This is a genomic window from Cellulomonas sp. PSBB021 (assembly GCF_002240455.1).
GTDB lineage: Bacteria > Actinomycetota > Actinomycetes > Actinomycetales > Cellulomonadaceae > Cellulomonas > Cellulomonas uda.
Window position 1 is genome coordinate 2,187,980 of record NZ_CP021430.1, and the last position, 16,862, is coordinate 2,204,841.

Consider the following 16,862-nt stretch of genomic DNA (forward strand, 5'->3'; position numbering starts at 1 on the left):
GTCGGTCAGGCCGCCGGGGCGATCCGGGCCAGGGCGGCGATCGTCCGGTCCACCACGTCACCGCCGTGCGGCTCGTAGCAGTCGGACAGGAGCTTGAGCACGAACTTCATGAGCAGGGGCCGCGGCAGGCCGTAGCGCGTGCAGATGCGCATGACCTCGGGGTGCTCGATGAGGCGCACGAAGACCCGCCCGAGCGTGTAGTACCCGCCCAGGTCGTCCTTCATGCGGCGCTGGTAGGTGGCCAGGGCGCGCTCGCGGCCCGCGACGGTGCCGCGCGCGAGGCCCTGCGCGATCGCGTCGGCCGCGACCCGTCCCGCCTGCAGGCCGTACGCGATGCCCTCGCCGTTGAACGGGCTGACCATGCCGGCCGCGTCCCCCGCGAGCAGCAGACCGTCCGCGTACAGCGGCCCCCGGTTGAAGCCCATCGGGAGCGCCGCGCCGCGCACGGGCGCGAGCTGGTTCTCCGGCGTGAACTCCCACTCGGCGGGTGCGTTGGCCATCCACGCCGCGAACAGGGACTTGTAGTCGACCTTGGTCGCCGCGGCCGTCGAGCTCACCGAGCCCAGGCCGACGTTCGCGGTGCCGTCGCCGAGGGCGAAGATCCAGCCGTAGCCCGGCATGAGGTTCGAGCGGCCCGGCTCGCCGTCCCACAGCTCGAGGTGGGACTCCATCCAGGCGTCGTCGTGGCGGGGGGTGCGGAAGTAGGTGCGCACGGCCACGCCCATCGGGCGGTCGTCACGCTTGGTGCGGCCGACGCCGGTCGCGAGCCGCGCGCTGACGCCGTCGGCCGCGACGACCACGCGGGCGCGGTACGTGACCTCGTCACCGGCCCGCCTGCCGTCGGCGTCCACCGGCCGTGCGGTCACGCCGACGACCCGGCCCGTGCGCTCGTCGCGCACCGCGCCCGTGACGTTGGTGAGCTCGTGCAGCTTGGCGCCCGCGGCACGCGCGTGCTCGGCCAGGATCTGGTCCAGGCTCGTGCGGGCCCGCGCCAGGCCGAAGGACGGGTAGGACGAGATCTCGGGCCACGCCAGCTCGAGCCGGTGCCCGCCGCCGATGACGCGCAGGCCCTTGTTGCGGATCCAGCCGTCCTGCTCGCGGATCGGCACGGCCATGCGGACCAGCTCGGCGACCGCACGCGGCGTCAGGCCGTCGCCGCACACCTTGTCCCGCGGGAAGGACGCCTTCTCGAGCAGCAGGACGTCGAGCCCCGCGAGGGCGCAGTGGTACGCGGTCGCGGCCCCGGCAGGACCCGCGCCCACGACGATGACGTCCGCGTCATCGGTTGCGACCACCACGAGCGACCTCACTTGTGACGATGTTCACGTGCGACTCGGGGAGTCTAGTCACGCGTCCGGGAGGGTGTCTGCGAAGGCTTACCTCACCTCGCACGGGTGCCGGGCGACCGGGTGAAGAACGCCCCGCGAACAGCCGGTTCGCGCACCCGTCGCCGCTCGTCGGACGCGGGCGCGACGGCGCGGTCCGCCTGACGGACGACGCGTGACCGCCAGTCGGTCGCCCGGGCCGACCGTCCACGGACCAGGTCCTCCGCGGCACCGGTCAGGCCGGCCGGGTCCCGCGGTGCAGCGCGACGATGCCGCCCGACAGGTTCCGGAACGCCACCTGGTCCCACCCCGCGCGCTTGACCGTGCGACCCAGCTCGCGCTGGTCCGGCCAGTCGCGGATCGACTCCGCGAGGTACGTGTACGCCTCCGAGTCGCGCGTGACGGCCTGCGCGACGCGCGGCAGCGCGCGCGTGAGGTAGCCCGTGTAGACCGCGCGGAACGGCGCGAACGTCAGCGTCGAGAACTCGCACACGACGAGCCGCCCGCCCGGGCGCGTGACGCGCAGCATCTCCGCGAGCGCGGCCGGTACGTCGGGCACGTTGCGCAGGCCGAACGAGATCGTCACGGCGTCGAACGACGCGTCCGCGAACGGCAGGTGCAGCGCGTCCCCCGCGACGAACGGCAGGTCCGGGCGGCGGCGCTTGCCGACGCCGAGCATCCCCTCGGACAGGTCGCACGGGACGACGAGCACGCCCGCGTCCGCGAGCGGCTCCGACGACGTGCCCGTGCCCGCCGCGAGGTCGAGCACCCGCTCCCCCGGCTGCGCCGCGAGCGCGGTGAGCGTCGCGCGCCGCCACTGGCGGTCCTGCCCCATCGACAGGACGTCGTTCGTGAGGTCGTAGCGCTGCGCCACGGAGTCGAACATCGCCGCGACCTCGTCGGGCTTCTTGTCCAGGTTCGCTCGCGCCATGCCCCCATCGTGCCAGCCCGCGGGCCCCGGCACCGACCACGGTGTGACGAACGGACCAGGCCACGGGCCGGGGGCCACGGCGAGCGCGGCGCGGGCGCGGGCATACCCTGGGACGCGATGAGCACGACTGCCTCCGCACCCGCGGAGCGACTCCCGCACCCCCTCGTCGTCCGCACCGTCCCCCTGGACGCGCTCGCGCCCGGCGCGGTCGCCGACCCGTCGGGTGAGCACCTGCCGGACCCCGCGGACCTGCTGGACCTGCTCCCGGCGCCCGGCGCGCAGCGCGCGCAGGGCGCACCGCCGCTCGCGTGGGTGCGCCGCGGTGACGGGCTGGTCGCCTGGGGCGAGGTGCTGCGCTTCGAGGTCGCCGGGGCGGACCGGTTCGCCGACGCGGAGCGGGCGTGGCACGACGTGCTCGCGCACGCCGTCGTGCGCGACGAGGTGCGCCTGCCCGGCTCGGGTCCCGTCGCGTTCGGCTCGTTCGCGTTCGACGACGAGTCCGCGGCCGGGGGCGTCGTCGTCGTGCCCCGCGTGGTCGTCGGGCGGCGCGGCGGCCGCACGTGGCTCACCACCATGTCCACCGGCCCCGCGCTGGGGCCCGTGCCTGATCTGGACGAGCTCGCGGGCGACCGCGTCCCGCCCGCCTCCCCCGGCCGCGTCACGTACGCCGACGGCGCCGTGACCGCCCACGGCTGGCGCGACGTCGTCGCCGCGGGCATCGCCGCCGTGCACGCCGACGAGGTCGACAAGGTCGTCCTCGCGCGCGACGTCGTCGCCCGCACGCAGCGCCCGCTCGACGTGCGGTGGGCGCTGGGCCGGCTCGCGGACCGGTACCCGTCCTGCTGGACGTTCAGCGTCGACGGCATGATCGGTGCGACCCCGGAGCTGCTGGTGCGCTCCGAGAAGGGCCTGGTGACGTCGCGTGTGCTCGCGGGAACCATCCGGCGCACGGGCGACGACGCCGCGGACCTCGCACGCGCCGCGATCCTCGCGCACTCCTCCAAGGACCTCGAGGAGCACGAGTACGCGGTGCGATCCGTCGCGCACGCGCTCGAGCCGTTCTGCTCGTCGACGAACGTGCCCGACGTGCCGTTCGTCCTGCACCTGCCCAACGTGCTGCACCTGGCCTCGGACGTCACCGGCGTCCTGACCGACGCGTCCGAGGGCGTCGTGGGCACACCGGCCCACCCCTCGTCGCTCGCGCTCGCCGCCGCGCTGCACCCGACCGCGGCCGTGTGCGGCACGCCGACGCGCGCCGCGGCGGCGCTCATCCGCCGCATCGAGGGCATGGACCGCGCCCGGTACGCCGGGCCGGTCGGCTGGTTCGGCGCCGACGGCGACGGCGAGTGGGGCATCGCGCTGCGCTCCGCGCAGACGTCGGCCGACGACCCGACCCGCGTGCGGCTGTTCGCGGGGTGCGGGATCGTCGCCGCGTCCGACCCGGCGGCCGAGCTCGCCGAGTCCGAGGCGAAGCTCGTCCCGATGCGGACGGCGCTCGCGTCCGACTGACGCGCGGCCGGGCTCGCGGACCGCGGGATGCGCCGAACCCCGGACGTGCGCAAGCCCGGACGTGCGGAAGCCCGGCCGGACCAGGGGTCGTCCGACCGGGCGTCCGCAGGGGGGTCAGCGGCCCTGACCCACCCCGTTCTCCTGGAGCCACTGCCACAGCTCGTCAGGGGTCATGTTCTGCAGGTCGGGCAGCTGCGAGCCGTCCTGGCCGCCGAAGCCCTGCCCACCCTGCTGGTCACCGCCCTGCTGGTCACCGCCCTGCTGGCCGCCACCCTGCTGGCTGCCGGCCGTGGTGTCCTCGCGCGTCGCCAGCGTGACGTCGACGTCGCTCGCCTTGCCGTCCCGCACGACCGTCAGCGTCACCGACGAGCCCGACGCGTACGAGCGCACGTACGCGGTCAGCGACTCCGCGCCGCCCACGGCCTTGCCGTCGATGCCGACGACCACGTCGCCGACCTGCAGGCCGGCCTTCGCGGCGGGCGAGCCCTCGTTGACCTGCTTGACGACGGCACCGGCGCGCGTCACGCCGTCGACCGTCGCGGTGCCGTCGTCCAGCCCCACGCCGAGGAACGCGTGCCGGGCCGTACCCGACTCGACGAGCTGACCGGCGATGGTCTTGACGAGGTTGACCGGGATCGCGAAGCCCAGGCCGATCGACCCGGACTGCTGCGACGTGGTCGCGATCGACGAGTTGATGCCGATGACGCGGCCCTGCGCGTCGAACAGCGGGCCCCCGGAGTTGCCGGGGTTGACCGACGCGTCGACCTGGATCGCGTTGGTGACGGTGGCCTGCGAGCCGTCCTCGCTCTGCGTGGAGACGGGCCGGTCGACCGCGGAGACGATGCCGGTGGTCACGGTGTTCTGCAGGCCGAGGGGGTTGCCGACCGCCATGACGGCCGCGCCCACGCGCACCTGCGACGAGTCGCCGAGCGCGGCGGGCTCCAGGTCGCTCGGCGGGTCGACGAGCTTGACGACGGCGAGGTCCGTCGTCGGGTCGGTGCCGACGACCTTGGCGGTGAAGATGCGACCGTCGGTGAGCGTCACCTGCACCTCGCCGCCCTGCGCGCCCGCCACCACGTGGTTGTTGGTGACGATGTGGCCCTCGTCGTCGATGACGACACCCGAGCCGAGCGCGGTGCCACCCGAGGTCGTCGTCTCGATCGCGATGACCGACGGCTGCACGGCCGCCGCGACGGCGGCCCAGTCCGGGGCGTCGTCGGACGAGCCGGCGACCGGGACGGTGTCGGTGGACGAGTGGCCGAGCTCGGCGAACGAGCTGGTGCCGTTCGACGCGGCCGGGGTGACCGTGTCGTCGAGCGCGCCCGTGACGCCCAGCGTCGCGACGGCCGCGACGAGCGCGGCGGCGGCGGCGGACGTGACGGGGATCCAGACGCGGCCCCGGCGCTCGCGGCGCGCGGGGTCCGCGGGCGGCTGCTCGGCCGGCGTCCACGGCCCGGCGGCGGCCGGCTGACCGGCGTCCGGCGCGGCCGGCGCGTACGGCTGGCCCGCCTGCGGTCCGACGGGCGCGGCCGGCTGCTGCGGGGCCGAAGCCTGCGGCAGCTGCGCCGTCGGGGTCGTCGGCGGGGTCGTCGGCGGGGTCGACGGCGGGGTCGTCGGCGGGGCTGGCACCGGCGGCAGGGGCTGGGTCGGCTCCGCCTGCGGGTGGTTCTCAGGGGTGGGGGTGGTCATGGTGTGAGCTCCTCCTCGGGTCGGACTCCATGACACGCCCTCGTGCTGGGCGCAGCCTTCGTCGGACCTGAGAGTTCCCTGGGAGTTCGTCAGGTGCGCAGGACGCGCGCGGCGGCCGCGGCGACCTCCTGCGCGAGCAGCGCCGACTGCGCGCGCCGCCCGGCGCGGTCGACGCGCACCTCGACGACGCTCACGCCGCGCCCGGGCGCGGCGAGCGCGGGCAGCAGCCCGTCGACCTCGACGACGCGCGAGTGCCGCACGCCGTACCCGGCGCACAGCGCGGCGAGGTCGGCGCCGTGCGGCGTGCCGAACACGCGCTCGAACACCGCGGCACGGTGCGGCTCGCCGTGCTCGAGGGTCGCGAAGATCGAACCGCCGTCGTCGTTCGCGACGACGACCTGCAGGTCCACGGCCGGCTCGGCGGGGCCGCGCAGCAGCCCACCGACGTCGTGCAGGAACGTGAGGTCCCCGACGAGCGCGCGCACGCGCCGCCGCGGGAGCGCGAGCGCGACGCCCGTCGCGGTCGCGACCGTGCCGTCGATGCCGGCGAGCCCACGGTTGGCGAGCACGAGCGGCGGGTCGTCCCAGCGCGCGACGAGGTCGAGGTCACGCACCGGGTTCGACGACCCGGCGACGAGGACGTCCTGCGGCGTGCTCGCGGCGGCGACCGCGCGCGCGAGCACCGGGCCGGTGATGCGGGCGCCGGTGCGCGAGCGGCGGCCCCGCACGGCCTCGGGCCCGTCGTCGAGCACGGCGTCGACCGCGGTGCGCGCGGCGGTGTCGGCCACGAGCCACGCCTCGAGCCAGCCCGCGGGCCCGGGCATGCGCCCCTGCCGCATGCGCGCGGACGTCTCGAGCAGCACCTGGTCGGCGGCGCGCGGGGCGTCGTACCAGTCGGCGCCGCGGGGGGCGAGCACGACGACCTCGACGTCGTCGCGCGCGAGGAGCCGGAGCACCGGCCGCGACAGCGTGGGCCGGCCGAGCACGACGACGCGGCGGACGCGGCCGCCGAGCTCGGGCTGCGCGAGCAGCAGGCGGTAGGCGCTCACGGCGCACGGGCCGCCGCGCGCCCCCGACGACGGCTCGGCGAGCAGGGGCCACGCGTTGGCCTCGGCGATGCGCCGCGCCGCGGGTCCCGCACCGTCGCCCGCGACGACGACCGTGGGCACGCCGCCGAGTCGGCCGGGTGCTCGTCGTGCGGGGCGGTCGTCGTCGGCGACGCGCTGCGCGGCCGCGACGACCGCGGGGACGGCGCCGGTCGCGGTCGGGACGCTCGGGCCGGGGCGGGACTGCACGTGCGTGAGGCCCGCCGTGCCGGGCGCGGGCCACGGCTCGTCGCCCGGGACGAGCGGCTCGCGGAACGCGAGGTTGAGGTGCACGGGGCCGGGGTCTGCGGTGCGCGCGCCGGTCGCGGCCGCCACGGCGCGCGCCGCGGTGTGCCGCACGTCGCGCGCCTCGTGCGGCAGGCCGACGGGTGCGGGCACGTCGACGAGCAGGCGGACCGCGCTGCCGAAGATGCCCGGCTGGTCGGTGGTCTGGTTGGCGCCGGTCCCCCGCAGCTCGTGCGGGCGGTCCGCCGTGAGCACGACGAGCGGGATGCCACTGTGGTGCGCCTCGAGGACCGCGGGGTGCAGGTTCGCCACCGCCGTGCCGGACGTGGTGACGACCGCGACCGGGCGGGCCGCGCCCGAGCCGTCCGTGTGCGCGGACGCCTTCGCCAGCCCGAGCGCGAGGAAGCCCGCGTCGCGCTCGTCGATGCGCACGTGCAGCCGCAGGGCCGGCGCGTGCTCGGGGCGCTCGTCGTCGCCCAGCGCGGCGTCCGCGAGCGCGTACGCGAGCGGCGCGCTGCGGGACCCCGGGGCGAGCACGACGTCCTCGACGCCCAGCCGCGCGAGCGCCTGCACCAGCACGCGCGCGGACACCACGGCGGGGGCACCGGCGCCGGGACCCGTCGCGGCGCCGGTCGCGTGGCCTGCGGGGTCCGGGACAGCCGTCGTCACGCCGGACATCATGCCCGGTCCGCGCGGGCGGCGGCGGCGCGGACCGCGGCCGTGCGCGTGCGCCAGCGCGCGGTCAGGGCCTCGTCGGCGGACGCGGCGGCGACGAGCGGGGGGTCGGGCTGCGTGCGGCGGACGGGCAGCGCACCGTCCACGGGCAGCAGCGGCTGCGCGACGAGGTCCGCGGTGAGCAGCTGTGCGGTCGCGAGCCCGCACGCGTACGGCAGCTCGGGCAGCGCGGCCGCGAGCGCCACCCCGGCAGCGAGCCCCACGGACGACTCGAGCGCCGAGGAGACCACCACGGGCAGCCCGATGCGCTCCGCGAGCTCGAGGCACGCGCGCACCCCGCCGAGCGGCTGCACCTTCAGCACCACCACGTCCGCCGCGTGCGCACGCGCGACTGCGTACGGGTCGGCGGCACGGCGGATCGACTCGTCCGCGGCGATCGGCACGTGCGTGCGCCGTCGCAGCGCGGCGAGGTCCGCGACGCCGGGCACGGGCTGCTCGGCGTACTCGAGCCCGCCGGCGGCGCGGTCGAGCACGGCCAGGCGCGCCACGGCCTCGTCGACGTCCCAGCCCGCGTTCGCGTCGACCCGGATCGCCCCGCCCGGGCCGATCGCGTCCCGGACGGCCTCGAGGCGCGCGATCTCGTCGGACACGTCCTGCCCCCGCTCGGCCACCTTGACCTTCGCGGTGCGGCAGCCGCCGGAGCCGGTCACGATCCGGTGCGCCGTCGCGGCGTCCACCGCGGGCACCGTCACGTTGACCGGCACACGGTCGCGCACGGGCGCGGGCCAGCCGAGCTCGGCCGCTTCGTGCGCCGCGCGCCACCAGCCCGCGGACTCCTCGTCGTCGTAGTCCCAGAACGGCGAGAACTCCGCCCACCCCGCGTCGCCCCGCACGAGCACGCCGTCCCGGGACGTCAGACCGCGGAAGCGCGTGCGCATCGGCAGCGACCACACGACGACGTCCGGGGCGAGCACCGGACCAGCGTACGTGCGCTGCCCTGCGGCCCCGCCGCGCGCGAGGCTCGTAGGGTGAGGCCGTGACTGCGCACGACGAGCTGCCCGCCCGCGTCTCCGACACGTTCGACCCCGCGCGCTGGCGCACGGTCGACGGGTTCGAGCACGGCACCGCCCTCACCGACCTCACGTACCACCGCGGCGTCGAGCGCGCGGCCGACGGCACGGTCGTGCGGGACCTGCCCGTCGTGCGCGTCGCGTTCCACCGACCCGAGGTGCGCAACGCGTTCCGCCCGCACACCGTCGACGAGCTGTACCGCGTGCTCGACCACGCGCGCATGACCTCCGACGTGGGGACGGTCCTGCTCACCGGCAACGGCCCGAGCCCGAAGGACGGCGTGTGGTCGTTCTGCTCCGGCGGCGACCAGCGGATCCGCGGGCGGGACGGCTACCGCTACGCCCAGGGTGAGACCGCCGAGGCGATCGACCCCGCGCGCGCCGGACGGCTGCACATCCTCGAGGTGCAGCGGCTCATGCGGACCATGCCCAAGGTCGTCGTCGCCCTCGTCAACGGCTGGGCCGCGGGCGGCGGGCACTCGCTGCACGTCGTCGCGGACCTGACGATCGCGTCCCGCGAGCACGCGCGGTTCATGCAGACCGATGCGAACGTCGGCTCGTTCGACGGCGGGTACGGCTCGGCGCTGCTCGCGCGGCAGGTCGGGCAGAAGCGCGCGCGGGAGATCTTCTTCCTGGCCCGCGAGTACTCGGCCGAGCAGGCGTGCGCGTGGGGCGCGGTCAACGACGTCGTGCCGCACGACGAGCTCGAGGACGCGGGCCTGGAGTACGCGCGGATCGTCGCGACCAAGTCGCCGCAGGCGATCCGGATGCTGAAGTTCGCGTTCAACCTGGCCGACGACGGCCTCGCGGGCCAGCAGGTGTTCGCGGGCGAGGCGACACGCCTGGCGTACATGACCGACGAGGCGGTCGAGGGCCGGGACGCGTTCCTGCAGCGCCGCGACCCCGACTGGTCGGGCTTCCCGTACGCGTACTGAGCGCGCCGCGGCCGGTGCGCTCGGTCCCGGTGCGCTCGGTCCCGGTGCGCTCGGTCCCGGTGCGTCGTCAGTCGACGGCGAACCAGGACACGAGGTCGACGAGCTGCGCGACGACGAACGCGGCGCCGACGACGAACGCGAGCAGGACGACCCCCGCGGTGACGACGGCACCCACGGCCGCGATGTCGTGCTCGACGGGCTCGGTGAGAGGTTCTGTGGTCATGCGACCAGCCTCGTCGGCGCCGGCCGGTGCGGGCATCGGCCGCCGGGCTCGTCCTGCCCGCGGCGCGGACCGTCCCGGGGCGGGTGCACGACGGCCGGGCCTCCACCCGCAGGTGGACGGCCCGGCCGCCGCAGGGTGGACGTTCAGCTCGTCGTGAGCGACCCCGAGCCCAGCGGGACGAGCTCGACCCAGGTGTTCCCGGGGGCGAGCAGTGCGTCCGAGCCGTCGGCGAGGAACAGCCGCAGGGGCGCGTCCTGCGCCTCCTTCTTCCACGTCACCGCGACGGTCTTGCCGCCCGTGGCCAGGGTGCCCTCGCCCTGGCCGACCAGGTCGTAGGTGGGCACACGCGCGCCGCCCTGGGCCGGGAAGGCCGTGTTCGGGTGGTTCGCGACGACCGACACGACGTTCACCGCGGACAGCCGCGTGCCGCTGCGCGCCGTGGCGGGCGACGAGCCCTCCGAGCGCAGCCAGGTGCCCGTCGCGTCGTCCCACGCCCACGACGGGTTCGACGCGCTCGACAGCCGGAACGACAGCGTCGACGCGGGCGTGCCGCCCGTGACGGCCGCGGCCTCGTCGGCGGTCCGGGCGAACAGGAACTGCTCGCCCGGGGACGCCGAGTGGGACGCGTCCGCCTGACCCCACAGGGTCTTCATGTCGCCGTACACGTTGTGCGGGGCGGCGCGGTCGCTCGAGCGGTACATGCCGTCGACGCCCTCGTCGTTCGACAGGATCTGCAGCCCGGACTGCCGGGCGAGCGAGACGATGCCGCCCTGCCCGCCGGAGAACGCGAGCAGGCCCTTCGTCGGCGCGAGGACCAGCGGGTCCATGGGACGCACCGAGCGGATCGGGCCGACCGTCTCGGGGACCTGCGAGTGGTACACGGCGATGAACCGCGAGACCTGGAACTCGACGATCGTCTCCCACACCACGTCGGCCTGCTCGAGGCCGGACTGCGGGCGCGCCGCGGACGTGTTCTCGACCTTGACGGCCAGGGACGGGCGCTCGACCAGGTCGCCACCGGCCGGCAGGCCCGTCAGGGGCCACGTCGCGGGCAGCGAGGGCGTCGGCACGGGCTGCTTGTCCGGGGTGATCACGGGGGCCGCCGTCACCGGTTCGGGCGTCTCGGGCGTCGTCGAGCTGCACGCCGCCGTGAGCGTGAGCGCGAACGCGCCGAGCAGGCCGAGCACCCGGGTGCGCGCGCGACGGTGGGACGTGGACGTCATGTGGTCTCTCCCCTGGGGTCGTAGCGGGTCCAGGGTGCCACGGACCGCGCGCGCGGCGTGCATCCGCGCGCGCGTGGCGACCTACTCTGGGACCGTGAGCCGGCCGCTGCGTGACGTCCCGCCGCGCGCCGAGGACCTGCTCGACGCGCTGGGTCCCGCGCTCGACGGCGCGGGACCCGCCGTGCGCGTGGCGACCGCGACCGGGTGGGACCACGCCGCGGCCGTCGCGGTCGACGACGACGTGGCGCTCGCCGTGGCGACGTCCGGCTCGACCGGTGAGCCGCGCACCGCGCTCCTGACGGCCTCGGCCCTGCGCGCCTCGGGCCGGGCGACCGAGCGGCGCCTCGCCGGTCCGGGTCGGTGGCTGCTGGTGCTGCCCGTCGAGCACGTCGCGGGGCTGCAGGTGCTCGTGCGCTCGGTGCTCGCCGGCACGCGGCCGGTCGTCGCGCTCGGCACGCCGTTCACCGCCACGCGGTTCGCGGCCGCGGTCGCCGACCTGCGCACCGGCACCCCCGCCGGCACGCCGACGTACACCTCGCTCGTCCCCACGCAGCTCGTCCGGGTCCTCGACGACGAGGCGGCGACCGACGCCGCGCGCACGTTCGACGCGGTCCTGCTCGGCGGCGCCGCAGCGCCGGCCCCCCTGCTGGAGCGCGCCCGCGCCGCGGAGGTGCGCGTCGTCACCTCGTACGGCATGACCGAGACGTGCGGCGGCTGCGTCTACGACGGCGTACCGCTCGACGGGGTGCGCGTCCGGCTCGACGCCTCCGGGCGGGTCCTGCTGGGCGGGGACGTGCTCACCGCGGGCTACCTCGGCCGCCCCGACCTGGACCCGTTCGTGACGCTCGACGGCACGCGCTGGCTGCGCACGAACGACCTGGGCCGGCTCGACGACGGCGTGCTGAGCGTCCTGGGCCGGGCCGACGACGTCGTCGTCACGGGTGGCGTGAACGTCGCGCCCGCGGCGGTCGAGGCGGCGCTCGCCGCGGCACCGGGGGTCGCCGAGGCGCTCGTCGTCGGCGTGCCCGACGAGACGTGGGGGCAGGCCGTCGGCGCGCTCGTCGTCCCCACGGACCCGGCCGCACCACCGACCCTCGCCGACCTGCGCGCGCACGTCACCGCCGCGCTCGGGCCCGCGCACGCCCCGCAGCACCTCGTCGTGGTCGGCGCGCTGCCGCTGCGCGGCCCGGGCAAGCCCGACCGCCGGGCCGCCGCCGCGCTCGTCGTCGACCACGTCTCCTCGCCCGCACCGCACGCGGGACCGACCACCACCTCAGGGAGCACCGCGTGACCACACCGCAGGAATGGGTCGCCGGCGCGCGGCCCCGCACGCTGCCCGCCGCCGCGGCCCCCGTGCTGGTCGGCACCGGTGCGGCCGCGCAGCTCGACGCGTCGCACCTGGGCCGCGCCGCGCTCGCGCTCGGTGTCGCGCTCGCGCTGCAGGTGGGCGTGAACTACGCCAACGACTACTCCGACGGCGTGCGCGGCACCGACCTCGAGCGCGTCGGCCCCATGCGGCTCACCGCGTCCGGCGCGGCACGGCCCTCGGCCGTGCGCAACGCGGCGTTCACGGCGTTCGGCGTCGCCGCGGCCCTCGGCCTGTGGCTCGCCGTCGCGGCCGGCGCCTGGTGGCTGGTCGGCGTCGGTGCCGTGTCGATCCTCGCCGCGTGGGGCTACACCGGCGGGCGCAACCCGTACGGGTACCGCGGGCTCGGCGAGGTCGGCGTGTTCGTGTTCTTCGGCCTGGTCGCCGTGCTCGGCACCACCTACACGCAGGCCGGGCGGCTGACCTGGGTGGCGTGGGTCGGCGCGGTGGCCGTCGGGCTGCTCGCGTGCGCGCTGCTCATGGTCAACAACGTCCGCGACATCCCGACGGACGCGGTCTCCGGCAAGCGCACGCTCGCCGTGCGGCTCGGCGACCGCCGCGCGCGCCGGGCGTACGCCGCGCTCGTCGTCGTGCCCGTGCTGCTCGGCATCGTGTGCGCGTTCGCCTCGCCGTGGGCGCTGATCGTCTCGATCCTGCTGTTCCCCGCCGGTCTGCTCGCGGGCGTCGTGCTCCTCGGCGCGCGCGGCCGCGCGCTCGTGCCCGTGCTCGCCGGCACGGGCATGCTCGAGCTCGCGTTCGGCGTGCTGCTGGGCGTGGGGCTCGCCGTCTGACGAGCGGGGGCGTCAGGCCTCGTCGGCCGGGCGGTCCGCCCGCGCGGCCTCGTCGGCCGGGGTGGCCCGCGCGGCCTCGTCGGCCGCGTCCTCCAGCCGCGCGTCCTCGTCGGCCGCCGTGGGCCGCCGCTCCCCCCGCTGCGCGGCACGCCGCTCGACCCACTCCGCGGCCGCGCGGCCCTGCTTCGCCAGCAGCACGTACGACAACCCCCACGCGACCAGCAGCCCCGCGAGCGGCGCGAGCCACGAGCGCATGCCGACCGCCCACAGCAGGACGGTCACGAGGGCGAACAGGACCAGGCGCAGGAGCGTGTAGACGAGGACGGGCACGGTCCCAGCGTAGGCGGCGTGGGGTCCCCGCCCACCCTCGGGGTCGCGCCCGCACCTGTGGCACGCGCCACCGACTAGCCTGGGGGCGTGCGCTACCTCGGGACGCTGCTGCTCATCGGATTCGTCGTCTACTGCGTGATCGACATCGTGCGCAGCGACGAGGACGAGCGCCTGGGCGTGCACCCCGCGCTGTGGGTGCTGCTCGTGGTGCTGTTCCCGGTGATCGGCGGCGTGGTCTGGCTCGCGGTCAGCCGCACGAAGCGCGGCCAGCGCACCCCCTACCGCACGCAGACGGCCCAGGCTCCCGGAGCGCCCGTCGCCCCGGACGACGACCCGGAGTTCCTGTGGCGTCTGGAGCAGGAGCGCCGCCGCCGCGAGGCCCGCAAGCCCGACGACGAGCCCCACGACCAGCCCGGCCCCACGGCCTGACCCCACCACCGGACGCCACCGCCGGACCGGCTCGCTGAGGGGATCGAAGGGCGTGGGTCCGACGCGAGGTCGCGCGTCTGTCGCCAGGTCGCGCGGACGACTGCACGAGCTGGCGACGAACCCGCGACCTCACGGGGGGGAAGGCGCGGACGCGCGCTCCCCCGGGCGGCCGTCAGAAGGCGTAGGAGTGCAGGCCCTTGATCGCCAGGTTGACCACCGTGAAGTTGGCGATCACGCACGCGTAGCCGGCGAAGACGAAGTAGGCCGCCTTGCGGCCGCTCCAGCCGCGCGTCGTGCGCGCGTGCAGGTAGGCGGCGTACACGACCCACGCGATGAAGGTGCCGACCTCCTTGGGGTCCCAGTTCCAGTACCGGCCCCACGCGTCCTCGGCCCACACCGCGCCGCCGATGAGCGTCAGGGTCCACAGCACGAACGCGATGGCGTTGAGACGGAAGGACAGGGCCTCGAGGCGCCGCGAGTCGGGGACCTGGTCGAGCCAGCGGAAGCGCGGGCCGGTGACGGCGAGACCGGAGAACGCCTGACGCAGGCCGTCGGCGCGCGACCACCGGTGGCCCAGGTGCGTGCGGTCGGTCTCGCGGCCGTAGCGCATCACCTGGAGGACGGCGGCGGCGAACGCCACGGTGAAGATGCCGGTCGCGATGATCGCGACGCCGACGTGCAGCACCAGCCAGTAGTTCTGCAGCGCGGGGCGCACCGCGTCGGCACGCACGAAGAAGCTCTCGATCGCGACGACGAGCGCGGTCACCGCGATGCCCATGACGACGACGCCGAGGAACGCGATGACGCGACGGCGCTGCACGACCGCGAGCACCGTGGTCGCGACGAAGACGCCGACGAGCGTGAACTCGTACATGTTGGCCGTGGGCCAGCGGCCCGCGGCGACGCCGCGCAGGACGATCGCGGCGAACATCAGCGCGATGCCGAGGTAGGTGGTCGAGCGCGCGATGCCCTCGGCGCGCGGAGAACGTCCCGGCGCCGCGTCCACCGTGGCGCCCGCGATCGCCGAGTCCGGCCCGCGCGAGAGGACCGTGGTGCCGCCGCGCGCGCCCGCGCCCGCGAGGGCCTCGACGCGCGCCTCGGCCTTCGCCCCCTCGGGCACGTCGAGGCGCTGCGCGTTGTCCGCGAGGCGCGCGAGGTCGACGGTGTAGGCGACGAGCGCGATCAGGAACGCGGTTGCCGCGGCCCACACCAGAAGCGTGCTCAGGTCACCGACCTGCATGGTCTCTCCCGTCCCTCGGCGCGTCCGGGGCGTCCGGCTGCGTCTGGTCCGCCGAGGTCGTCGGCGGGACCCTTGTGTCCGCTGTCGTCGTGTGCACCGTCGCCGTGCCCGGTGCCGTCGTGTGCTCGACCGTGACCGGGTCGAACGTGGTCAGCGCGTCCGCGAGCACGCGATCGAGCTCGGGCTGGAGGCCGACGTCGTCGCCGCGCGCGAGGCCCGCGGCGCTCACCACTGTAGATCCCGGCTGCGTGCCGGGCACCGCGCGCACCCAGAGCCGGCGCCGCGGCGCGAACAGCGAGGCCGCGAGGCCCGCGAACGCGGCGAGCGCGAACACGAGCACCCACGTCAGCGCGGGGTCGTGGCGCAGGTCGAGCGCGACGTACCGGGTCAGCGAGTCGAACGAGACGCTCCCGAGCCCGTCGGGCAGCTCGACGCTCTCGCCGGGACGCAGGTAGATCGTCACGGCCTTGCCGTCGGCGTCGACGGCCTGCTCCATGCGCGACTCGTCGAGCTGGTACACGTTCTGCGGCACGCCGGTGTCGAGGCCCAGGTTGCCGGACCACACCGACAGCACGAGCAGCGGCGCGTCGGGCTGCGGGTCGACCGACTGGTAGAGCCCGTCGGTGATCTCCACCGCGGTGGGCAGCAGGTAGCCGACGAGGCCGACCTGCGCCTGGTCGCCGGAGACGTCCGGCACCTTCACGACGCCGCGCGAGGTGTAGACCTCGTCCTGCGGCAGGAACGGCACCGCGCCGGAGAACGCGACCTCGCCGGCCGCGTCCCGCACGGTGAGCTCGGGTGCGTAGCCGTTGCCCTGCAGGTAGATCTTGGCGCCGTCCCGCTCGAGCGGGTGGTTGACCTTGATGGTCTCGGCGCTCGGCGTCCCGTCGGGGTCGGTCACCGTGACGTACGCGGCGAAGTCGCGCGGCTCGAGCGTCTCGTCGTCGAACCGCGCGGTGAAGTCGTCGAGGCGCAGCGTGAACGGTTCGAGGCTGTCCTCGCTGAACGCCGTGCCCTTCTCGAACGTGTCGTACTCCTTGACGGAGTTCGCCATGCCCCGGCCCTGCACGACGATCGCCTGACCGCGGTAGTGCAGCATCTGACCGGCCGCGACGGACACGAGCAGCCCGACGAGCGCGAGGTGGAAGACGAGGTTGCCGGTCTCGCGCAGGTACCCGCGCTCCCCCGCGGCGGACCAGGCGCCGCCGCCCTCGTCGTGCACGTCGACGCGGTAGGACCGCACGAACGGCGCCCACCGGGGGCCGCGGCGCATCGCGCTCGCCGCGCGGCGTGCGACGTCCTGCGGCGCGCCCGCGACCTCGGCGCCCGCCTGCGCGGGGAACCGGGTGAGGCGGCGTGGCGTGCGCGGCGGGCGGCCGCGCAGCGCGCCCAGGTGGGCGCGGGTGCGCGGCAGGATGCACCCGACGAGCGAGATGAACAGCATGAGGTAGATCGCGGAGAACCAGACGGAGGAGTACACGTCGAAGAACCCGAACCGGTCGAGCCACGGCCCGGTGGACGGGTGGTCGTCGATGTACTGCGCGACCTCGGAGACGTCCTGCGCGCGCTGCGGGAAGATCGTGCCGGGGACGGCGGCCACGGCCAGCAGCATGAGCAGCAGCAGCGCGACGCGCATGCTCGTGAGCTGCCGCCAGGCCCAGCGGGCCCAGCCGGTGGGCCCCAGGCGCGGGAGCCGGGGCGGCGCGGCGGGTGCGTCCGACGAGCCGTCGGCGCCCGGTGCGGCGGCGCTCGTCGCGAACGTGTCCTCGAGGCCCTCGGGGCGGTAGGTCGCCAC

At 76.0% G+C, this 16,862-nt stretch carries 15 protein-coding genes; 5 read left to right on the plus strand and 10 right to left on the minus strand.

Annotated features, from left to right (window positions below; translation table 11 throughout):
* Positions 1-5 precede the first annotated feature (5 nt).
* Together CBP52_RS09965 and CBP52_RS09970 are read right to left on the minus strand one after the other, a co-directional pair.
* On the minus strand, positions 6-1,298 hold the full coding sequence (locus CBP52_RS09965) for a geranylgeranyl reductase family protein (protein WP_094180815.1): 1,293 nt from the start codon (positions 1,296-1,298) through the stop codon (positions 6-8).
* A gap of 262 nt (positions 1,299-1,560) precedes the next feature.
* Positions 1,561-2,256, minus strand: coding sequence for a demethylmenaquinone methyltransferase (locus CBP52_RS09970; protein ID WP_094180816.1), 696 nt, complete (start codon positions 2,254-2,256; stop codon positions 1,561-1,563).
* A 117-nt stretch (positions 2,257-2,373) separates the two neighbouring features.
* Here CBP52_RS09970 and CBP52_RS09975 point away from each other — a divergent pair, with 117 nt between their 5' ends.
* On the plus strand, positions 2,374-3,765 hold the full coding sequence (locus CBP52_RS09975; RefSeq protein ID WP_094180817.1) for an isochorismate synthase MenF: 1,392 nt from the start codon (positions 2,374-2,376) through the stop codon (positions 3,763-3,765).
* Positions 3,766-3,879: 114 nt separating this feature from the next.
* On the opposite strand, the gene CBP52_RS09980 is transcribed toward CBP52_RS09975, so the two are convergent.
* The 3 genes from CBP52_RS09980 to CBP52_RS09990 all read right to left on the minus strand — a co-directional run bounded on the left by CBP52_RS09980 (position 3,880) and on the right by CBP52_RS09990 (position 8,434).
* Complete coding sequence (locus CBP52_RS09980) at positions 3,880-5,454, minus strand: S1C family serine protease (RefSeq protein ID WP_094180818.1); 1,575 nt, start codon at positions 5,452-5,454, stop codon at positions 3,880-3,882.
* A gap of 89 nt (positions 5,455-5,543) precedes the next feature.
* On the minus strand, positions 5,544-7,466 hold the full coding sequence (gene menD, locus CBP52_RS09985) for a 2-succinyl-5-enolpyruvyl-6-hydroxy-3-cyclohexene-1-carboxylic-acid synthase (protein WP_094180819.1): 1,923 nt from the start codon (positions 7,464-7,466) through the stop codon (positions 5,544-5,546).
* The gene (locus tag CBP52_RS09990; RefSeq protein WP_094180820.1) at positions 7,463-8,434 is read right to left on the minus strand and encodes an o-succinylbenzoate synthase; all 972 of its coding nucleotides are present in this window, start codon (positions 8,432-8,434) and stop codon (positions 7,463-7,465) included. Before CBP52_RS09990 ends, menD begins: the two co-directional genes overlap by 4 nt.
* 62 nt (positions 8,435-8,496) lie before the next feature.
* Between CBP52_RS09990 and CBP52_RS09995 the strand changes: the two genes are divergently transcribed.
* Complete coding sequence (locus CBP52_RS09995) at positions 8,497-9,465, plus strand: 1,4-dihydroxy-2-naphthoyl-CoA synthase (protein ID WP_094180821.1); 969 nt, start codon at positions 8,497-8,499, stop codon at positions 9,463-9,465.
* Positions 9,466-9,532: 67 nt separating this feature from the next.
* Here the strand turns inward: CBP52_RS09995 and CBP52_RS17915 are convergent, their stop codons facing one another.
* Both CBP52_RS17915 and CBP52_RS10005 read right to left on the minus strand, forming a co-directional pair.
* Positions 9,533-9,688: a hypothetical protein gene (locus CBP52_RS17915; protein WP_166772189.1), complete on the minus strand. Its 156-nt coding sequence runs from the start codon at positions 9,686-9,688 to the stop codon at positions 9,533-9,535.
* A 143-nt stretch (positions 9,689-9,831) separates the two neighbouring features.
* Complete coding sequence (locus CBP52_RS10005) at positions 9,832-10,911, minus strand: DUF3048 domain-containing protein (RefSeq protein WP_094180823.1); 1,080 nt, start codon at positions 10,909-10,911, stop codon at positions 9,832-9,834.
* A gap of 94 nt (positions 10,912-11,005) precedes the next feature.
* Between CBP52_RS10005 and menE the strand changes: the two genes are divergently transcribed.
* Both menE and CBP52_RS10015 read left to right on the plus strand, forming a co-directional pair.
* A complete protein-coding gene (gene menE, locus CBP52_RS10010; protein WP_232514431.1) occupies positions 11,006-12,202 on the plus strand; it encodes an o-succinylbenzoate--CoA ligase in 1,197 nt (398 codons plus the stop codon).
* Positions 12,199-13,068, plus strand: a complete 870-nt coding sequence (locus CBP52_RS10015; RefSeq protein ID WP_094180825.1) for a 1,4-dihydroxy-2-naphthoate polyprenyltransferase — start codon at positions 12,199-12,201, stop codon at positions 13,066-13,068. The genes menE and CBP52_RS10015 overlap by 4 nt, the downstream gene beginning before the upstream one ends.
* Before the next feature lie 12 nt (positions 13,069-13,080).
* Here CBP52_RS10015 and CBP52_RS10020 read toward each other — a convergent pair whose 3' ends face one another.
* Complete coding sequence (locus CBP52_RS10020) at positions 13,081-13,398, minus strand: DUF4229 domain-containing protein (RefSeq protein WP_094180826.1); 318 nt, start codon at positions 13,396-13,398, stop codon at positions 13,081-13,083.
* Between the two features lie 87 nt (positions 13,399-13,485).
* On the opposite strand from CBP52_RS10020, the gene CBP52_RS10025 reads away from it, so the two are divergent.
* Positions 13,486-13,827, plus strand: a complete 342-nt coding sequence (locus CBP52_RS10025) for a PLD nuclease N-terminal domain-containing protein (protein WP_094180827.1) — start codon at positions 13,486-13,488, stop codon at positions 13,825-13,827.
* A gap of 172 nt (positions 13,828-13,999) precedes the next feature.
* Here CBP52_RS10025 and ccsB read toward each other — a convergent pair whose 3' ends face one another.
* Both ccsB and CBP52_RS10035 read right to left on the minus strand, forming a co-directional pair.
* Complete coding sequence (gene ccsB / locus CBP52_RS10030) at positions 14,000-15,067, minus strand: c-type cytochrome biogenesis protein CcsB (RefSeq protein WP_094180828.1); 1,068 nt, start codon at positions 15,065-15,067, stop codon at positions 14,000-14,002.
* A complete protein-coding gene (locus tag CBP52_RS10035) occupies positions 15,054-16,862 on the minus strand; it encodes a cytochrome c biogenesis protein ResB (RefSeq protein ID WP_094180829.1) in 1,809 nt (602 codons plus the stop codon). Before CBP52_RS10035 ends, ccsB begins: the two co-directional genes overlap by 14 nt.